The organism is Nitrosophilus labii, from assembly GCF_014466985.1.
In the GTDB taxonomy this organism is placed as follows: Bacteria; Campylobacterota; Campylobacteria; order Campylobacterales; family Nitratiruptoraceae; genus Nitrosophilus_A; species Nitrosophilus_A labii.
This window is the reverse complement of record NZ_AP022826.1, coordinates 1,447,127-1,461,993: the sequence shown is the minus strand read 5'-3', so window position 1 is coordinate 1,461,993 and position 14,867 is coordinate 1,447,127. Positions and strand designations below refer to the sequence as shown.

Annotated in this window: 16 protein-coding genes and 1 pseudogene; 14 read left to right on the top strand and 3 right to left on the bottom strand. The window is 33.4% G+C overall.

Translation table 11 applies throughout. The features are described from left to right. The first annotated feature begins 16 nt into the window (after positions 1 to 16). Both NIL_RS07315 and NIL_RS07310 read left to right on the top strand, forming a co-directional pair. On the top strand, positions 17 to 1,291 hold the full coding sequence (locus NIL_RS07315; RefSeq protein ID WP_187647148.1) for a zinc-binding metallopeptidase family protein: 1,275 nt from the start codon (positions 17 to 19) through the stop codon (positions 1,289 to 1,291). Then, entirely contained in the window at positions 1,278 to 1,694 is a 417-nt protein-coding gene (locus NIL_RS07310; protein WP_187647147.1) for a hypothetical protein, read from the top strand. The genes NIL_RS07315 and NIL_RS07310 overlap by 14 nt, the downstream gene beginning before the upstream one ends. Here the strand turns inward: NIL_RS07310 and nth are convergent. After that, a complete protein-coding gene (gene nth / locus NIL_RS07305) occupies positions 1,668 to 2,330 on the bottom strand; it encodes an endonuclease III (protein ID WP_187647146.1) in 663 nt (220 codons plus the stop codon). The two genes, NIL_RS07310 and nth, sit on opposite strands and share 27 nt — an antisense overlap. A 420-nt stretch (positions 2,331 to 2,750) precedes the next feature. Between nth and NIL_RS07300 the strand changes: the two genes are divergently transcribed. The 12 genes and pseudogenes from NIL_RS07300 to NIL_RS07250 all read left to right on the top strand — a co-directional run bounded on the left by NIL_RS07300 (position 2,751) and on the right by NIL_RS07250 (position 13,463). Further along, on the top strand, positions 2,751 to 3,464 hold the full coding sequence (locus NIL_RS07300) for a YebC/PmpR family DNA-binding transcriptional regulator (protein WP_187647145.1): 714 nt from the start codon (positions 2,751 to 2,753) through the stop codon (positions 3,462 to 3,464). A 44-nt stretch (positions 3,465 to 3,508) separates the two neighbouring features. Continuing rightward, a complete protein-coding gene (locus tag NIL_RS07295; protein ID WP_187647144.1) occupies positions 3,509 to 4,327 on the top strand; it encodes a peptidylprolyl isomerase in 819 nt (272 codons plus the stop codon). Positions 4,328 to 4,339: 12 nt separating this feature from the next. After that, a complete protein-coding gene (gene fbaA, locus NIL_RS07290; protein WP_187647143.1) occupies positions 4,340 to 5,416 on the top strand; it encodes a class II fructose-bisphosphate aldolase in 1,077 nt (358 codons plus the stop codon). 18 nt (positions 5,417 to 5,434) lie between these two features. After that, entirely contained in the window at positions 5,435 to 6,352 is a 918-nt protein-coding gene (locus NIL_RS07285; protein ID WP_246434422.1) for a 1-aminocyclopropane-1-carboxylate deaminase/D-cysteine desulfhydrase, read from the top strand. Positions 6,353 to 6,375: 23 nt separating this feature from the next. Next, the gene (hisD, locus tag NIL_RS07280; protein WP_187647142.1) at positions 6,376 to 7,686 is read left to right on the top strand and encodes a histidinol dehydrogenase; all 1,311 of its coding nucleotides are present in this window, start codon (positions 6,376 to 6,378) and stop codon (positions 7,684 to 7,686) included. Positions 7,687 to 7,721: 35 nt separating this feature from the next. Further along, positions 7,722 to 9,353, top strand: coding sequence for an inorganic phosphate transporter (locus NIL_RS07275; RefSeq protein ID WP_187647141.1), 1,632 nt, complete (start codon positions 7,722 to 7,724; stop codon positions 9,351 to 9,353). 34 nt (positions 9,354 to 9,387) lie between these two features. Then, on the top strand, positions 9,388 to 11,181 hold the full coding sequence (locus NIL_RS07270; protein ID WP_187647140.1) for a 7TM diverse intracellular signaling domain-containing protein: 1,794 nt from the start codon (positions 9,388 to 9,390) through the stop codon (positions 11,179 to 11,181). Between the two features lie 75 nt (positions 11,182 to 11,256). Continuing rightward, positions 11,257 to 11,646, top strand: coding sequence for a hypothetical protein (locus NIL_RS07265; protein WP_187647139.1), 390 nt, complete (start codon positions 11,257 to 11,259; stop codon positions 11,644 to 11,646). Positions 11,647 to 11,977: 331 nt separating this feature from the next. Next, a complete protein-coding gene (locus NIL_RS07260) occupies positions 11,978 to 12,244 on the top strand; it encodes a hypothetical protein (RefSeq protein WP_187647138.1) in 267 nt (88 codons plus the stop codon). A 514-nt stretch (positions 12,245 to 12,758) separates the two neighbouring features. Beyond that, on the top strand, positions 12,759 to 13,088 hold the full coding sequence (locus tag NIL_RS07255; RefSeq protein WP_187647137.1) for a hypothetical protein: 330 nt from the start codon (positions 12,759 to 12,761) through the stop codon (positions 13,086 to 13,088). A gap of 204 nt (positions 13,089 to 13,292) precedes the next feature. Further along, positions 13,293 to 13,349: pseudogene (locus tag NIL_RS11145) on the top strand (hypothetical protein); the annotation flags it as partial. Continuing rightward, positions 13,335 to 13,463, top strand: a complete 129-nt coding sequence (locus NIL_RS07250) for a hypothetical protein (RefSeq protein ID WP_370686707.1) — start codon at positions 13,335 to 13,337, stop codon at positions 13,461 to 13,463. The pseudogene NIL_RS11145 and the gene NIL_RS07250, both read left to right, overlap by 15 nt. A 113-nt stretch (positions 13,464 to 13,576) precedes the next feature. Here the strand turns inward: NIL_RS07250 and NIL_RS07245 are convergent, their stop codons facing one another. Beyond that, complete coding sequence (locus NIL_RS07245; protein ID WP_187647135.1) at positions 13,577 to 14,245, bottom strand: response regulator transcription factor; 669 nt, start codon at positions 14,243 to 14,245, stop codon at positions 13,577 to 13,579. Positions 14,246 to 14,552: 307 nt separating this feature from the next. Then, complete coding sequence (locus NIL_RS07240) at positions 14,553 to 14,825, bottom strand: hypothetical protein (protein WP_187647134.1); 273 nt, start codon at positions 14,823 to 14,825, stop codon at positions 14,553 to 14,555. Positions 14,826 to 14,867 lie beyond the last annotated feature (42 nt).

The following is a 14,867-nucleotide window of genomic DNA, read 5'->3' as shown; positions in this document are numbered from 1 at the left end:
AATAACAAGGATTTATATGCAAATTTTGGATATATTTAAAAAGATTACTTCGATTCCTCACTGCTCAAAAGATACAAAAAAACTACAAGAATTTATAGTTAATTTTGCAAAAAATTACGATTTTGTAGTTGAAATCGATAGTGCCGGGAATATTCTCTGTTACAAAAACAGAAGAAAAGTTTGCCTGCAATCGCACTATGATATGGTGTGTGTTGGAAAAGCACCAGATATAGAAGTTTTTGAAAAAGATGGCTATTTGAGGGCAAAGGACTCTTCGCTTGGTGCAGATAACGGTATAGGTGTAGCTTTAATGCTCTATTTTATAAGTAAGGATATAGAAGCCGAGTATCTTTTTACAAATGATGAGGAGATTGGACTCATTGGCGCAAACGAACTAGAGTTAGAGTTAAAAGCAAAATATATGTTAAATCTAGATAGTGAAGAGATAGGCTCAATATTTATAGGCTGTGCTGGCGGAGTAGATATATTTGCTTCAAAGAGAAGTGAAAACGAAAAGATAAGTAAAAAAGGAGTTTATGAGATAAAAACTATCCCTTTTCCAGGAGGACACTCCGGAGTAGATATAGATAAAGATATACCCAATGCTATAAAAGTTCTAGCAAGTTATTTATCAGATATTGATGATTATCAATTGATACTATTTGAAGGAGGAGAGAGGATAAACTCAATTTCATCATTTGCAACTGCATTGATAGCTTTAGACAAATATCCTCCTAAAAATGATTTTATAACAATAAAGAGTAAAGATTCAAAACAACAATTTGCAATAAAAGATGGAGAAAAAGTTGTAAAATTTTTATCCGGTTTTGCGCATGGTGTTAGAGAGTGCGATTTTGATCTTAAAATTCCAAAAACCAGCATAAACCTTGCAATTGTGAAATTAAACATTAAAGAGATAGATATATCATTATCGGCAAGGAGTATGGATAACGAAAAACTAACAAAGATTGAAAAGGAGACAAAAGATCTGTTAGAATCACTAGATTTCATTGTAGAAAGCAAAGGAAAATATCCTGCTTGGAAGCCTAAAATTGGCGGTTTTTCGAAAAAAGTTTTTGATATATACAAAAAACATTTTAAAAATGTTATATTTAAAGCCATCCATGCAGGTTTAGAGAGCGCTATTTTATCTAAAAAGTTTCCACATTTAGAGATTGTATCTATTGGTCCAAATATCCAAAATCCTCATTCTATACATGAAAGAGTTGAGATAAATTCTATAGAGGTTTTTGTAAAAATTGTAGAAGAGATATTAGATGAGATTTCTTAAAACTTTTATTCTTTCATTTTTTATCGTATTTTCTTTTACTTCGTGCTCAAAAAAAGAGTATGAAGATAACAAAATAAAAAAAGCTATAATTAACTATTTGACCCCATATACGAATATAGAGATTTTTAAAGTACGCTCTATAGAGATTTTAAGTAAGAAGAGAGTATCAAAAAATGAGTTTTTGGTTAAGGTTAGATATACGCTCTATTTTAAAGAGGATTACAAAGAACTTGCCGATTATATAAAAAAGCATCCAAAATCATCTTTAGCTATTTATGATATTGGGAGTATATTACTTTTAGGAAGAAAGTTCCCGGGTTTCAAAAAAGGAGATATCAAAACTAGAATAGATATCGTAAAGATTAAAAAGACAAATTTAGGATACAGGGTTATCTCTATTTAAAATCTTTTTATCTTCACTATTGCATAGTTCATATAAAAAACACTCTTCACATTTTGGATTTTTAGCTTTACATATATATCGTCCAAATAAAACCATTGCTTGATGGATGCTGTGTAAGTCTGTTTTAAAAGCTTCTACAAGATCTTTTTCCGTTGCATCTCTTGTTTTTGCGTCACTTAAACCTAGTCTATGCGCTACTCTAAAAACATGAGTATCAACGGCCATTAGATTTTTTTTGAAATACTCTATCATTATTACGTTTGCCGTTTTTCTACCTATTCCAGGGAGTTTTATAAGCTCTTTTTCGTCTTCCGGTATCTTTCCGTCATATTTTTCTACTACGGTTTTAGCCATCGCTACTAAATTTTTTGCTTTGTTATTAAAAAAAGAGCAGGTTTTTATAAGCTCTTTTACATCTTCTACGTTCGCTTTTGCTAAAGCTTCGATATTTGGATACTTTTTAAATAGAGCGGGAGTTATTATGTTTACTCTTTTATCCGTGCATTGAGCCGAAAGGATTACATCTACTACTAGTTCGTAAAGATTATTATATATTAGTTCGGTTTTAGCCGATGGGTAATGAGCTAATAATCTTTTTTTAATTTCTGCTATTTCCTCTTTTTTTCTCAAAACCATAATAAAGTCCTTAAGTTTTAGTGTTAGTGAGTGTGAGTGTGGGTGTGGGTGTGAGTTTTTAGTGCTAAGAGTGAAGTGATAAGAAATAAGTATTAAGTTATCCCTTACCACTTTTCCCCGATTACTGATTACTCATCACTCTTCACTTTTCACCCAACTATTCAACTAACATTAACCACAAATCTTCGCTCGCTTTACTCACTTGATTTGCTTTTCGGTACACCAGCAACTCATATGTTCGTTGCTTTCGCTTCAGGCACGGACAACAAGCAATTGTCCTAAAGCTTTGCTTTACTCTCGCTCACTCAACTACTCAACTAAATTCCAAATCCCCAATTCCAAATTCCCAATTCCTAATTACCAATATCCAATATCCATTATATTTGATATAATTCTATCAAAAAAAAATTAGGAGATTTGATGGCGGGACACAATAAATGGTCTAAAGTTAAACATATCAAGGCCAAAGAGGATGCTAAAAAAGGAAAACTCTTTACAAAAGCCGTAAGAGACATCATGACAGCCGTTAGGGACGGAGGTCCAAATCCGGATACGAATGCGGCTTTGAGGTTGGCTATTGAGAGAGCAAAAGCAGTTTCGATGCCTAGCGATAATATAAAAAGGGCTATAGATAAAGCTAGCGGTAATCTTCCTGGAGTAAAATATGAAGAGATAACTTATGAAGGCTATGGTCCAGGCGGTGTTGCTTTGATTGTAGAGACTCTAACTGACAATAAAAACAGAACTGTAGCTGCAGTTAGACACGCTTTTAATAAGATGGGCGGTAGTTTGGGAACAAGTGGAAGTGTTTCGTGGATGTTTGATAAGAAGGGTGTGATAACAGTTGAAAGAAGTGATAAAGATGATGAGGTTATGGAAGCGGCACTCGAAAACGGAGCAAATGATATTTTAGAATTTGAAGAGGTTTTGGTGATAGAGAGCGATCCAGCTGATTTTAATACTCTTTTGCAAGCCGTAGAATCAACCGGAACTAATATATTGGAAAGCAACGTTGGACTTGTTGCAAATAATGAGATAGAAGTAGATGATGCAACAGCCGAAAAGGTGGAAAAACTTATAGAGATACTCGAAGAGAACGATGATGTTCAAAATGTTTATTACAATATGAAATAATTTTAGATATAATGAGGTATTAAAATCACTTTAAAGGAAAATTAATGAAGAAAGTATTGGTAAGTGGAGTAGTTGCTATCTCTTTAGCTGCAACAGCTATGATGGCTTCAGAAGTTTTAGCTACTGTAAATGGCAAACCTATAACAAAGCAGGAGGTAAATACCATTTTAAAAGCGGCCGGAGTTATGTATGATCAGTTAAATCCTGAATTAAAACAGAAAGTAGTTGATCAAGCTATTGAGAGACAGCTTTTAAAAGAGTATGCGGCAAAATCCGGGATTGATAAGTCTAAGGAGTTTAAAGAGACTCTTGAAAAGATCAAGCAAGATTTAGCTTTAGAAGTATGGATGAAAAAACAGTTTGATTCTATTAAAGTTAGCGATAAAGAGGCGAAAGAGTTTTATAACAAAAATATAGATAAATTTAAAAGACCCCAAACAGTTCATGCTAGACATATTTTAGTAAAAAGCGAAGAGGAAGCCAAAAAGATTATTGAAGAGCTTAAAAATACTTCAAAAGATAAACTAAAAGATAAGTTTATAGAACTTGCAAAAAGTAAATCCGTTGGACCTAGCGGAGCTAACGGCGGAGATTTGGGATATTTTGGGCCTAAACAGATGGTAAAACCTTTCAGTGACGCTGCATTTAAATTAGATGTGGGGGAGTTTACTAAAACTCCTGTCAGAACTCAGTTTGGATATCACGTGATATATGTAGAAGATAAAAAACCCGCCAAAACTGTAACTTTCGAAGAGGTAAAAGATAAAATAAAACAGCAGCTTAAAATGGATAAATTTCAAGAAGTTGTCTCTAAAAAAGCCGCAGAGCTCAAAAAAGGCGCTAAAATAGAGAAGAAAATATAATCAGGAGAAGAAATGGGAGTGATGAGCTTTCTAAAACCTGGAGTAGTTTGGGGTGAAGATCTTTTAAAGCTATATGAATATGCAAAAGAGCATAGTTTTGCACTTCCGGCTATAAACGTTGTAGGTACGAACTCTATTAATGCCGTTATGGAGGCTGCACGCGAAGCCAATTCCCCTATTATTATTCAGTTAAGCAATGGAGGTGCGCATTTTTGGGCTGGAAAAGGGCTTGATAATGAAGGAGAAAAAGCGGCCGTTTTAGGTGCAATATCGGCTGCGAAACATGTACATATCTTGGCTGAGCATTACGGAGTTGCCGTCGTTTTGCACACAGACCATGCAGCAAGAAAACTTCTACCTTGGATAGATGGACTTTTGGCCGCCGGCGAGGAGTATTTCAAAACTCATGGAAAGCCTCTATTTAGTTCACATATGCTTGATCTCTCCGAAGAACCTTTGGAAGAAAACCTATCAACTTGCGAAGAGTATCTAAAAAAGATGGCTTCGCTTGGGATGAGTCTTGAGATAGAGCTTGGCGTTACCGGAGGCGAAGAGGATGGCGTTGATAATACAGGTATTGAAAACTCAAAACTCTATACTCAGCCAGAAGAGGTAGCCGAAGCGTATGAGAGACTTTCTAAAATAAGTCCTTTCTTTACAATTGCCGCATCTTTTGGAAACGTTCACGGAGTTTATAAACCCGGACATGTAAAATTAGAGCCTGTTATTTTGAAAAACTCTCAAGAGTATATAAAAGAAAAACTTGGAGTAGATAAAAATAAACCCGTAAGTTTTGTTTTCCACGGGGGAAGCGGAAGCGAACTTGAAAAAATTCACGAAGCTATAGATTACGGTGTTGTTAAGATGAATATCGATACAGACACGCAGTGGGCTTTTTGGGAAGGCGTAAAAAACTATGTTGAAAAATATCATGACTATTTACAGGGACAAATAGGAAATCCTGAAGGGGAAGACAAACCAAACAAGAAGTATTATGATCCTAGAAAGTGGCTCAGAGAGGGTGAAAAATCTATGAAACAAAGAGTCATTAAGGCTTATGAAGATCTTAGAAGCCTTAATGTTAACTAATCAAAAGGCTGTTGCCTTTTGATTTTAAAAAACTCACCTGTCCAAAAGATAACCTTCAAAAACAAAAGCTTCTACATAAAACGCGATGATCTACTGCATTTAGATTTTAGCGGTAACAAAGCTAGAAAATTTTACTACTTTTTGATTAATGAATTTCCAGATATAAAGAGGGTAGTTTTATTTGGATCAATGCAGTCAAATGCAATGTATTCACTATCAGTTTTAGCAAAATTAAAAGGCTGGGAGTTTGAATATTTTTCAAGAATCAATGAAAAGGTTTTGAAAAATCCTAACGGCAATTTAAAAGCGGCACTTGAAAATGGAATGAAGTTAATGGATATTGGACATTGGACATTGGACATTGGTGATTTAAATCTATTGAGTGAAATAAAAATAGTTGGAGATACTTTAATCATTCCAGAAGGGGGAAGGTGTAAAGAGGCCGAAGAAGGTATAAAAATATTGGCCACTGAGATTATTGAGTGGGCAAAAGAGAAAAATTTTAAAAAATTAAATCTCTTTTTGCCTTCAGGAACAGGCACAACTGCTCTATTTTTACAAAAAAATTTGTCCCAATTCCCAATTCCTAATTCCCACTTACAAGTTTATACTGTTCCTTGCGTTGCTGAGGGTACCTATCTTAAAAAACAGTTTTTTTCTCTTGAACCAAATGAAAAATTTCATCCTACTATTTTAAATCCTCCAAAAAAGTACAGATTTGGAAAACTTTACAAAGAACTGTACGAGATCTGGTTAGATTTAAAAAAAGAAACAGGTATAGAATTTGATCTGTTATATGATCCTATAGCCTTTAAAACTATTTTAACCAATTCCCAATTCCTAATTCCAAATCCCCTTTTATACATCCACCAAGGTGGTCTAAAAGGAAATGAGAGCATGATAGCTAGATATAAAACAAAGTTTGGTAAAATCTGATAATAACATATCAAGGATAGTAGATGAAGATACTATATACAAAGAGTCAAAATTTTAAAAAAGAGTTTGAGAAGATCTTAAACAGATCTGATATGGATATAGAGAGTGTTACTCCCCTCGTACAAAATATAATAGCTGAGATAAAGAGCGAAGGGGACAAAGCGCTTTTTAGACATATCGCAAAATTTGACGGATGGGAACCTAAAAACGGTAATGAACTTATGATAGATCCGGCTTTGATGAAAAAGGCTTATGATGAACTAGACGAAAAATTAAAAGCCGCTTTACATCTAGCGTATGAGAGAATCAAAACTTATCACGAAAAGCAGCTTCCAAAAAGCTGGATTGACTTTGAAAATAACGGAACTATTTTGGGTCAAAAAGTTACTCCTGTAGATAGTGCCGGACTCTACATCCCCGGAGGAAAAGCGGCGTATCCAAGCTCTCTTTTGATGAACGCTATTCCAGCTATAGTTGCCGGAGTAAAAGAGATTGTAGTAACGACTCCGACTCCTAACAACGAGCCAAACTTTTTATTGTTAGCCGCTTGCCATTTGTGCGGTATAGAAAAAGTTTATAAAGTTGGTGGAGCCAGCGCTATAGCCGCTATGGCTTATGGGACCCAGAGCATACCTAAAGTAGATGTTATAACGGGACCGGGAAATATCTTTGTCGCAACAGCTAAAAAACTTGTTTTTGGAGAAGTAAATATCGATATGATAGCGGGTCCTAGCGAGATAGGAATACTTGCTGATGAAAGTGCAAATGCGAAATATGTTGCTATTGATCTTTTAAGTCAGGCCGAACATGATGAGATGGCAAGTTCCATCTTGATAACCACTTCCGAAGATTTGGCAAAAAGTGTGGACTTTGAGATAAATGAGTTTCTTAAAATTTTAAAAAGAAGAGAGATAGCACAAAAGTCTATAGATGAAAGAGGAGCTATTATAGTTACTAGTTGTATGAAAGAGGCTATTGTTCTTATGAATCAAATTGCACCGGAACATTTAGAAGTTATTACCAAAAACCCTTTTGAACTTTTACCTAAAATAAAACATGCAGGAGCTATTTTTCTAGGAGAAAATACTCCTGAACCAATTGGAGACTATATAGCAGGCCCAAACCACACTCTTCCTACCGGAAGTACTGCTAAGTTCTATTCTCCTTTAAATGTGGAACATTTTATGAAAAAAAGTTCAATCATCTCTTTTAGTTGCCAAGCTATGCATGATATCGGCGAAGCAGCGGCAATTTTAGCGCATGTTGAGGGCTTGGAAGCCCATGCAAAATCAGTAGAAATTAGGCTAGAGTCTAAAGGTAAAAACAGTTTTTAGTTTTAAATAAAGTTTATCAATCAAAAGGAGTAAAGTTGGAGCTGAAGCATTATCCGGATGTTAAAAGAGCTAGAAAATTTGATATTAAAGATGCGGGAAGGATTTTTATCGCTTTACTTTTTATCTTAGGTGTTATGATATATGTATCTATCTACTCTTCTGGTATAGAAAATAGAACTCTGCTTATTATCGCGGCAATTTTCGGCGGATATATGGCTATGAATATAGGTGCTAATGATGTGGCCAACAATGTAGGACCTGCGGTTGGTAGCGGTGCTATAAGTTTGATGGGAGCCATTATAATAGCCGCGATTTTTGAGGCTGCAGGGGCGTTAATAGCCGGTGGCGATGTTGTTGGAACTATTAAAAAAGGTATAATAGATCCAAACTTGATAGCAAATACTCAAACCTTTATCTGGTTGATGCTTGCAGCTCTTTTAGCGGCAGCTATCTGGCTAAATCTAGCTACGGCAATCGGCGCTCCCGTCTCTACTACTCACTCTATAGTTGGAGGAGTGATGGGCGCTGGGATTGCAGCGGCGGGATTTAGCATAGTCTCCTGGGGGACAATGGGAAAAATAGCCGCTTCTTGGATAATATCTCCAGTTCTTGGAGGTATGATAGCCGCAGGATTTTTGTATCTGATAAAGAGAAACGTGATTTTTAAAGAGAATAAAATCGAAGCGGCAAAAAAGTGGGTTCCTATCTATATAGCTATTATGAGCTGGGCGTTTTCTAGCTATTTGATAGTAAAAGGGATAAAACATATCATAAAGGTGCCTCTACCTCTTGCAATATCAATCGGTTTTATCATAGCCGCTATAATATATCTTTTCGTAAAACCTCTAATAGCCAAAAAAGCAAACGAACTTGCAAACGATAGAGAATCGATAAATACTCTATTTACCATACCTTTGATATTTAGCGCCGCACTGCTTAGTTTCGCTCACGGAGCTAACGACGTAGCAAATGCGGTGGGGCCGCTTGCTGGGATAAATGATGCCATAATGAGTGGAGAGTTCGGTAAAAAAGCACCAATTCCACTTTGGGTTATGCTTGTGGGAGCTCTTGGTATCTCTATAGGACTAGCCCTTTATGGTCCTAAGCTTATAAAAAAGGTTGGAAGCGAGATAACCGAACTTGATCAAATAAGAGCTTTTTGTATAGCTTTAGCGGCCGCGATTACAGTTATAGTTGCTTCTGCTCTTGGACTTCCGGTAAGCTCTACCCATATAGCCGTTGGTGGGGTTTTTGGGGTTGGATTTTTAAGAGAATATTTGATGAAACTAGAAGAGAGGGAGAAAAAGAGCGAAGAGGAGTTGATGGAAGAGTTTAAAGAGGCTCATTTAGAAAAAGAGATGGAAAAGTTACGAGAGTATGAAAGAGCTCTTGAATCTTTAGGAGATCCTAAAAAAGCCGATCCTTTTGTAGTAAAAGCTTTGATAGAAAAGATAAACCGTGAAAAAGCGGTTATCGCAAAACTAGTAGACGGTGAGATAAAACTTACCAAAATTGAGAAAAAGGCTTTAAAAGCCGTTAAAAAATATGAACTAGTTCAAAGAAGCGCTCTTAAAATGATAGTAGCAGCTTGGCTTATTACCGTTCCCGCAGCAGCTGTTTTGGCAGCTATGATCTACTTTATGATAAGGGGTATACTGCTACCTTAAACTTGGCGCTTTTTGCGCCAAAAATGAGTGAAAAATGAAAAAGTCAATTTTTTATTTTCTTTTATTTTTATTAAATATTCATTTATTGGCTGCTGAGAGAATCGAGATATTTTCTCTATGTCGGTATCTAGAAAACTACGATAAAAATTTATCTATAGAAGAAATTAAAAAGTTGTCAGACGATAACTGGAAAACTACTTCAAAATCTTTTATTAATTTTAGTTTTCGACCGGAACTTGAAGTATGGCTAAAATGCATCTATAAAAACGATTCTCAATTGTATCAAAAAAAGATTTTGGAGCTTGATTGGCCGCATATTGGATATGCGACTTTATTTGGAGATTATATCTCAAAGCAAGGCACTTTACTGCTAGGTAAAAATCACTTTAACTTTACTCCAAGGTTTGAGTTACATTTTGCTCCAAAAGAAGAGAAAGAGTTTTATATCTATACAAGCTCACCCGTGTCTTCACTAATTATTAAGCCCATTCTTTGGGAATATGGTGCTTTTGATAGGTATGAAATAGTAAGATTTACTGTATACGCTTTATTTTTTGGGGCTCTACTTGCACTTTTGATTTATAACTTTTTTATATATTTCTTTACGAAAGACAAAACTTATTTGTGGTATTGTGCCTATCTTTTGGGCGTATTGCTCCATCAAGCTTACTACACTGGGTTTTTGGAATTTTTTATATTGCAAAAACCTATAGAACATAGAATTTATATACATTTTATAATAGCTGCTACTTTGATCTTTATCCCTCCCTTTACTAGAACTTTTTTGGAGACCAAAAAGTATATGCCTAAGGCGGATAAAATACTAAAAATCATGCCTTTTTATATAGCTTTTTCATCATTTGTTCCGGATGCAAATATAATGATTGCTCTTTTGATACCTCTTTCTTTTGTATTTATGGCTATTATCTTTTTAGCGCTTAAAAAAAACGTCACACAGGCTAGGTATTTTGCTTTTGGATGGCTTTGTGTAGTAACTTCTATGGCTTTGATGGGGCTATACAATCTTGGGCATTTGGAATTTTTGTCTAACTTTCCATATCTTGTTCAAGCGGGAATCGCCGCTGAAGCTTTAATATTTTCCATCGGTTTGGCAGATCGTATCAACAGGCTCAAGGCGGAAAAAGCTGCAGCTGATGCACTTTTGATAAAACTGCAAAAAGAGGAGAAAAACAGACTAGAAAAGATGGTAAAAGAAAGGACGCAGCAGCTGTTGAAAGCTTTGGATGAAAAAGACGTTTTATTTAAGGAGCTCAACCATAGAGTCAAAAATAATATGCAGATGATAATATCTCTTTTAAGATTACAAAGTAACAAAATTGTTGACGAAAACGCTAAAGATATTTTAAAAACGGCTCAAAATAGAATAAGCTCCATCAGCAAACTTCATGAACTTCTATATAAGAAAAACGAAGTTAGCAAAATTGATACCAAAAACTACTTTGTCAGTATTGTAAACGAAATATTAAAAAGTACTACAAACAGTAAAAATATCGAAATAGTTTTTGATATAAATGCAGATCTTAATATGGCAAAAGCCATTTACTGCGGGCTTATAGTAAACGAACTTGTAACAAATTCTATAAAACACGCTTTTGGCAAAAACGGCGGAAAAATAGAAATATCTTTATATAAAGAGAATGAAAAATATATACTTTTAGTAGAAGATAACGGAAAAGGTTTTGATCCTTCCAAAAAAAGTGACTCCATAGGGCTTCTTCTTGTAAAAACTCTCTCTTCAATGCAGCTAAAAGGCGATTTTTTTATCGACTCTAAAAACGGAAAAAGCCTTTTTAAAATAATTTTTTAAATTCAAAAAATTGAAACAAATTTGTGATGTTTGTTTGTTAATATTTTTTAAGTTTTATGTAAAGGAGGAGATAAAATGTATTTAAGATTAGTGTTCTTTTTATCCCTGATTTTAACATTAGTCGGTTGTGGTGCTGGTAGTAGTAGTGGCGATAGTGATAGTATAAACAGCAACACTTCACTTCTTGCAAGCAGAAATGGTTTTGTAACTTTTTTAAAAGATACAACTGATTCATTTATTGTCAATTATCCTAAACTTTATTCTAGAGGTATCGTTCAAGCAGGAAATTATATAGCAATTTTGGATTATAATACTTTGAATAGGGAAACTAAAATTATAGATCAAAATACATTTGATATTATCTCTACTATTGCTTTCAATCCTGTATCTTACACCTTATTTGACGGTTTATATAAATATGAAAATGATACTAATACAGGCTGTAACTTATTGATATCAAAATAGTCGGGAACAAGTTACGAAAATATTACTAATTTCCCAATAGATGGATGTCTACCTTATGAATATAATGGGATACATAAGTCTATTTATATATATAAAGAAAACAACGACCTATATTTTATTTCAAATGATTTTGCTGCAGTTATAGACGTATCTTTTCCTACTTCACCAGTTTTAAAAAAAAATAAGCCAAATTGAAGGTATAAGAAGTAGATATACACAATATTATCATGGTTCAAGAGGTGGAAAAATAAAAGATTTTATTATTGCCCAAAATGGAGCTTTAGAGGATATATATATTATAAATAGTTCAAGTTTTGAAGTAACATATACTTTGCAAGCAGGACTAATCGGTATATATAATGATTATCTTTATATTCTAAGAGAAACATCTCTTAACATTTATACAATAGATAGTAATGGTATTCCTAGGAAAGTTGAAGATATTGATATTCCTTCTAAATTTGGCTTTACATGGTATGGAACAGGTAGTTTAAATATTTTTGATATGGACTTAAAAAATGGAGTATTGGTAATAGCAGTAAATCACAGTATAAATCAAGAAAATTATTTTAGATGTAAAAAATCCTTACGATATTAAATACATTGATTCTATCAAAAATCTATCAAATGATGGTATAGATGGAGAATTAACTGTTTATTTTGATGGATTACATACTATTATAATAAATGATCTTAGTAATGGTGTATTATATCGTTATTATTTTTAACAAGATCCTAATATTCCATCAGATAATACTTCCATACTTTCCAGTACTTGGTCCTCTACTGGAAAATATGATTATTGTTCAAATTATGCTACTGGAACTTATAATTTTACAAGTGAAAATGGAATTATAAAAACTCTCACATATATTGGTGAAGATTGGCATTATGATTGTAGTACAACATATATAGGAAATATATCTTATGACATATCTAACCTTAACATATCAGAACCATTATCAAAAGAGGATTTTACACTTTTATTTAAGTATTTATATGAAATTAATTTCGGATACGGAAAATGGGAAATTAGTGTTATAGAAAAAACAGCAACAAGTTATGAAATTAATGTTTATGATAATAGTGATGGAAGCATAGAAATTATTACTATGGAATTAATTTCTGAAGACTCGTCAAATAGTCAAATAACTTCATATATTGGAAATTATAGTGGTACATATTCTGGAGACGATAGTGGTATATGGGAATTTAGTATTGATTCAAATGGAAATATTCAAGGAGTAGCATATTCTGATTTATATGGAAATATTTCTTTATCAGGAAATATTACAGATGGAACTAATGGAACAATGGTTATGGGAGATGCCTCATATGGTGTAACTTTTAGCGGAAATATAAATACTATTACAGGTGAAGTTAGTGGCACTTGGAGTAATACGGAAGGATACTATGGAACGTATAAAGGTTATAAGAACTAAGAACTATGAAAATTCCAGAATTAGCCGATGCTATGCTATTGAAGTATAGTGATCCAAAAATTTATACAGCCAGAGCATAGGAGGATTTATAAATATGCTAAAATGATAAGAGAAAAAAAGAAAATTTCAAAAGATGAGAAAAAGTATCACAATTTATAGTGTCTTTTCTAGTAGAGTTCAAAAGTACATGCAACAGATTATAGTAACGGTTTGGCTATTATAGATATCTCTGATTCAGCTAATCCAATCCTGCTTGGCTCCTACGATACGGCAGGTTGGGCTTATGGCGTTACCCTCTCAAGTGACGGCACAAAAGCCTATGTGGCGGATGGTGGTAGCGGTTTGGTAGTTATAGATCTATCTCTTTTTGAGTGATGCTATTTGAATGCCTGTGTTAGAGGGTAAATTTTAGCGCGGAGTGAAGTTCGTTTCACTCTGCCAAACGATACAGGGGTCAAACTTTAACGCACTAGATAAAAATATAAAAACTATTCTTTTATATTTAACTTGCATCCTATACCGAAAACTGTTTCCAAAAAACAGTTGTCGAGTTTTTTTCTAAGCCTATAGATAAGAGTTCTTCTTGTATTATTGTTAACGAGATCTTCGGGCCAGATTTCATAATCTATCGTATCAAATGTAACTATAGAGTTTTTACTCTTTACTAGAAGATACAGAAGCTGACTCTCTTTTTTTGTAAGTTTAATAGTTTTGCCTTTTTTATAGAGTTCTTTTGTTTTTAGATTGAAAGAAAATATTTCGTCAAAAGCTATGATCTGCTCTTTTTCGATAGAGTTTAGGGCAAGTTTTGCAGACGTTAGAATATCCTCTTCTTTGAAAGGTTTGACTATGAAGTTTTTCGGGAAGGTTTCAAAAGCTCTTTGCAAGGTTTTATCATCATTGTAAGCGGTTATAAAAATCACCGGAAGCTCTTTTTTGCGTTTTATTTCCTTAGCTATATCGATACCGTCTAGTTCTCCTTCTATTTTTATGTCTAAAAATAAAATATCTGGATCAAACTTTTCAAAAATATCTAATGCACTTTTAAAAGAGTTTGCAATCTTTACTTCGGCACTAAGTCCCGTTTTCACAATCTCAGCGATGTCTAGAGCCACCAAACTTTCATCTTCAACTATTAAGATTTTGATTTTTTTCATATCGTGGTTAACTTTATTTAGCATTAAATTTGGAACTAATCTATTTTAATTTTTTCTTTAAAATTTTAGCAAAATATATTAAATATATTTGATTTTAAGAAATGTTTTTCATATACCGAAAAAAAATGTCACGATAATTAACTATTTTGAAATGGGACACGATTTCTAAAATTTTTCCAGATATTAAAAATAGTGGACACAATCCTATTTATAAAAAAAAGAGATATTTTTCATCATAAAATATTAGATAATCATTTTTGTCCTAAAAAGGGTTAACTGAATATTATCATTTGAGAATTATTAAGAATTATTTTTTTAATTTACTTTTAAAAGCATCAACTACAGCATTATAAAGTATATTACCTATTTTGGATATTTTGAAAGGTAGATTTAAAGCATAGCTTACAATGGATATTCCAATAATAAATAAAATAGGCAATAAAATATAACCCCATTCTCCTATGGAGAAAAAACCTCTAAATCCAACGGTATTGTCATTAAGTTTGCCGATAAATGAATTTAATGATGTCATACATATTATAACACCAACGATTAAAGCAATCCAGTTTATTTTTTTCATTTATATTCTTTATTAACTTACATTGTTACTAAATTTCTAGAG

Coding starts and splice junctions, on each gene's coding strand:
- NIL_RS07245 (WP_187647135.1), bottom strand. CDS start 14,245: ATGAAAAAAATCAAAATCTTAATAGTTGAAGATGAAAGTTTGGTGGCT.
- NIL_RS07295 (WP_187647144.1), top strand. CDS start 3,509: ATGAAGAAAGTATTGGTAAGTGGAGTAGTTGCTATCTCTTTAGCTGCA.
- NIL_RS07240 (WP_187647134.1), bottom strand. CDS start 14,825: ATGAAAAAAATAAACTGGATTGCTTTAATCGTTGGTGTTATAATATGT.
- NIL_RS07315 (WP_187647148.1), top strand. CDS start 17: ATGCAAATTTTGGATATATTTAAAAAGATTACTTCGATTCCTCACTGC.
- NIL_RS07265 (WP_187647139.1), top strand. CDS start 11,257: ATGTATTTAAGATTAGTGTTCTTTTTATCCCTGATTTTAACATTAGTC.
- fbaA (WP_187647143.1), top strand. CDS start 4,340: ATGGGAGTGATGAGCTTTCTAAAACCTGGAGTAGTTTGGGGTGAAGAT.
- NIL_RS07300 (WP_187647145.1), top strand. CDS start 2,751: ATGGCGGGACACAATAAATGGTCTAAAGTTAAACATATCAAGGCCAAA.
- hisD (WP_187647142.1), top strand. CDS start 6,376: ATGAAGATACTATATACAAAGAGTCAAAATTTTAAAAAAGAGTTTGAG.
- NIL_RS07310 (WP_187647147.1), top strand. CDS start 1,278: ATGAGATTTCTTAAAACTTTTATTCTTTCATTTTTTATCGTATTTTCT.
- nth (WP_187647146.1), bottom strand. CDS start 2,330: ATGGTTTTGAGAAAAAAAGAGGAAATAGCAGAAATTAAAAAAAGATTA.
- NIL_RS07270 (WP_187647140.1), top strand. CDS start 9,388: ATGAAAAAGTCAATTTTTTATTTTCTTTTATTTTTATTAAATATTCAT.
- NIL_RS07255 (WP_187647137.1), top strand. CDS start 12,759: ATGGAATTAATTTCTGAAGACTCGTCAAATAGTCAAATAACTTCATAT.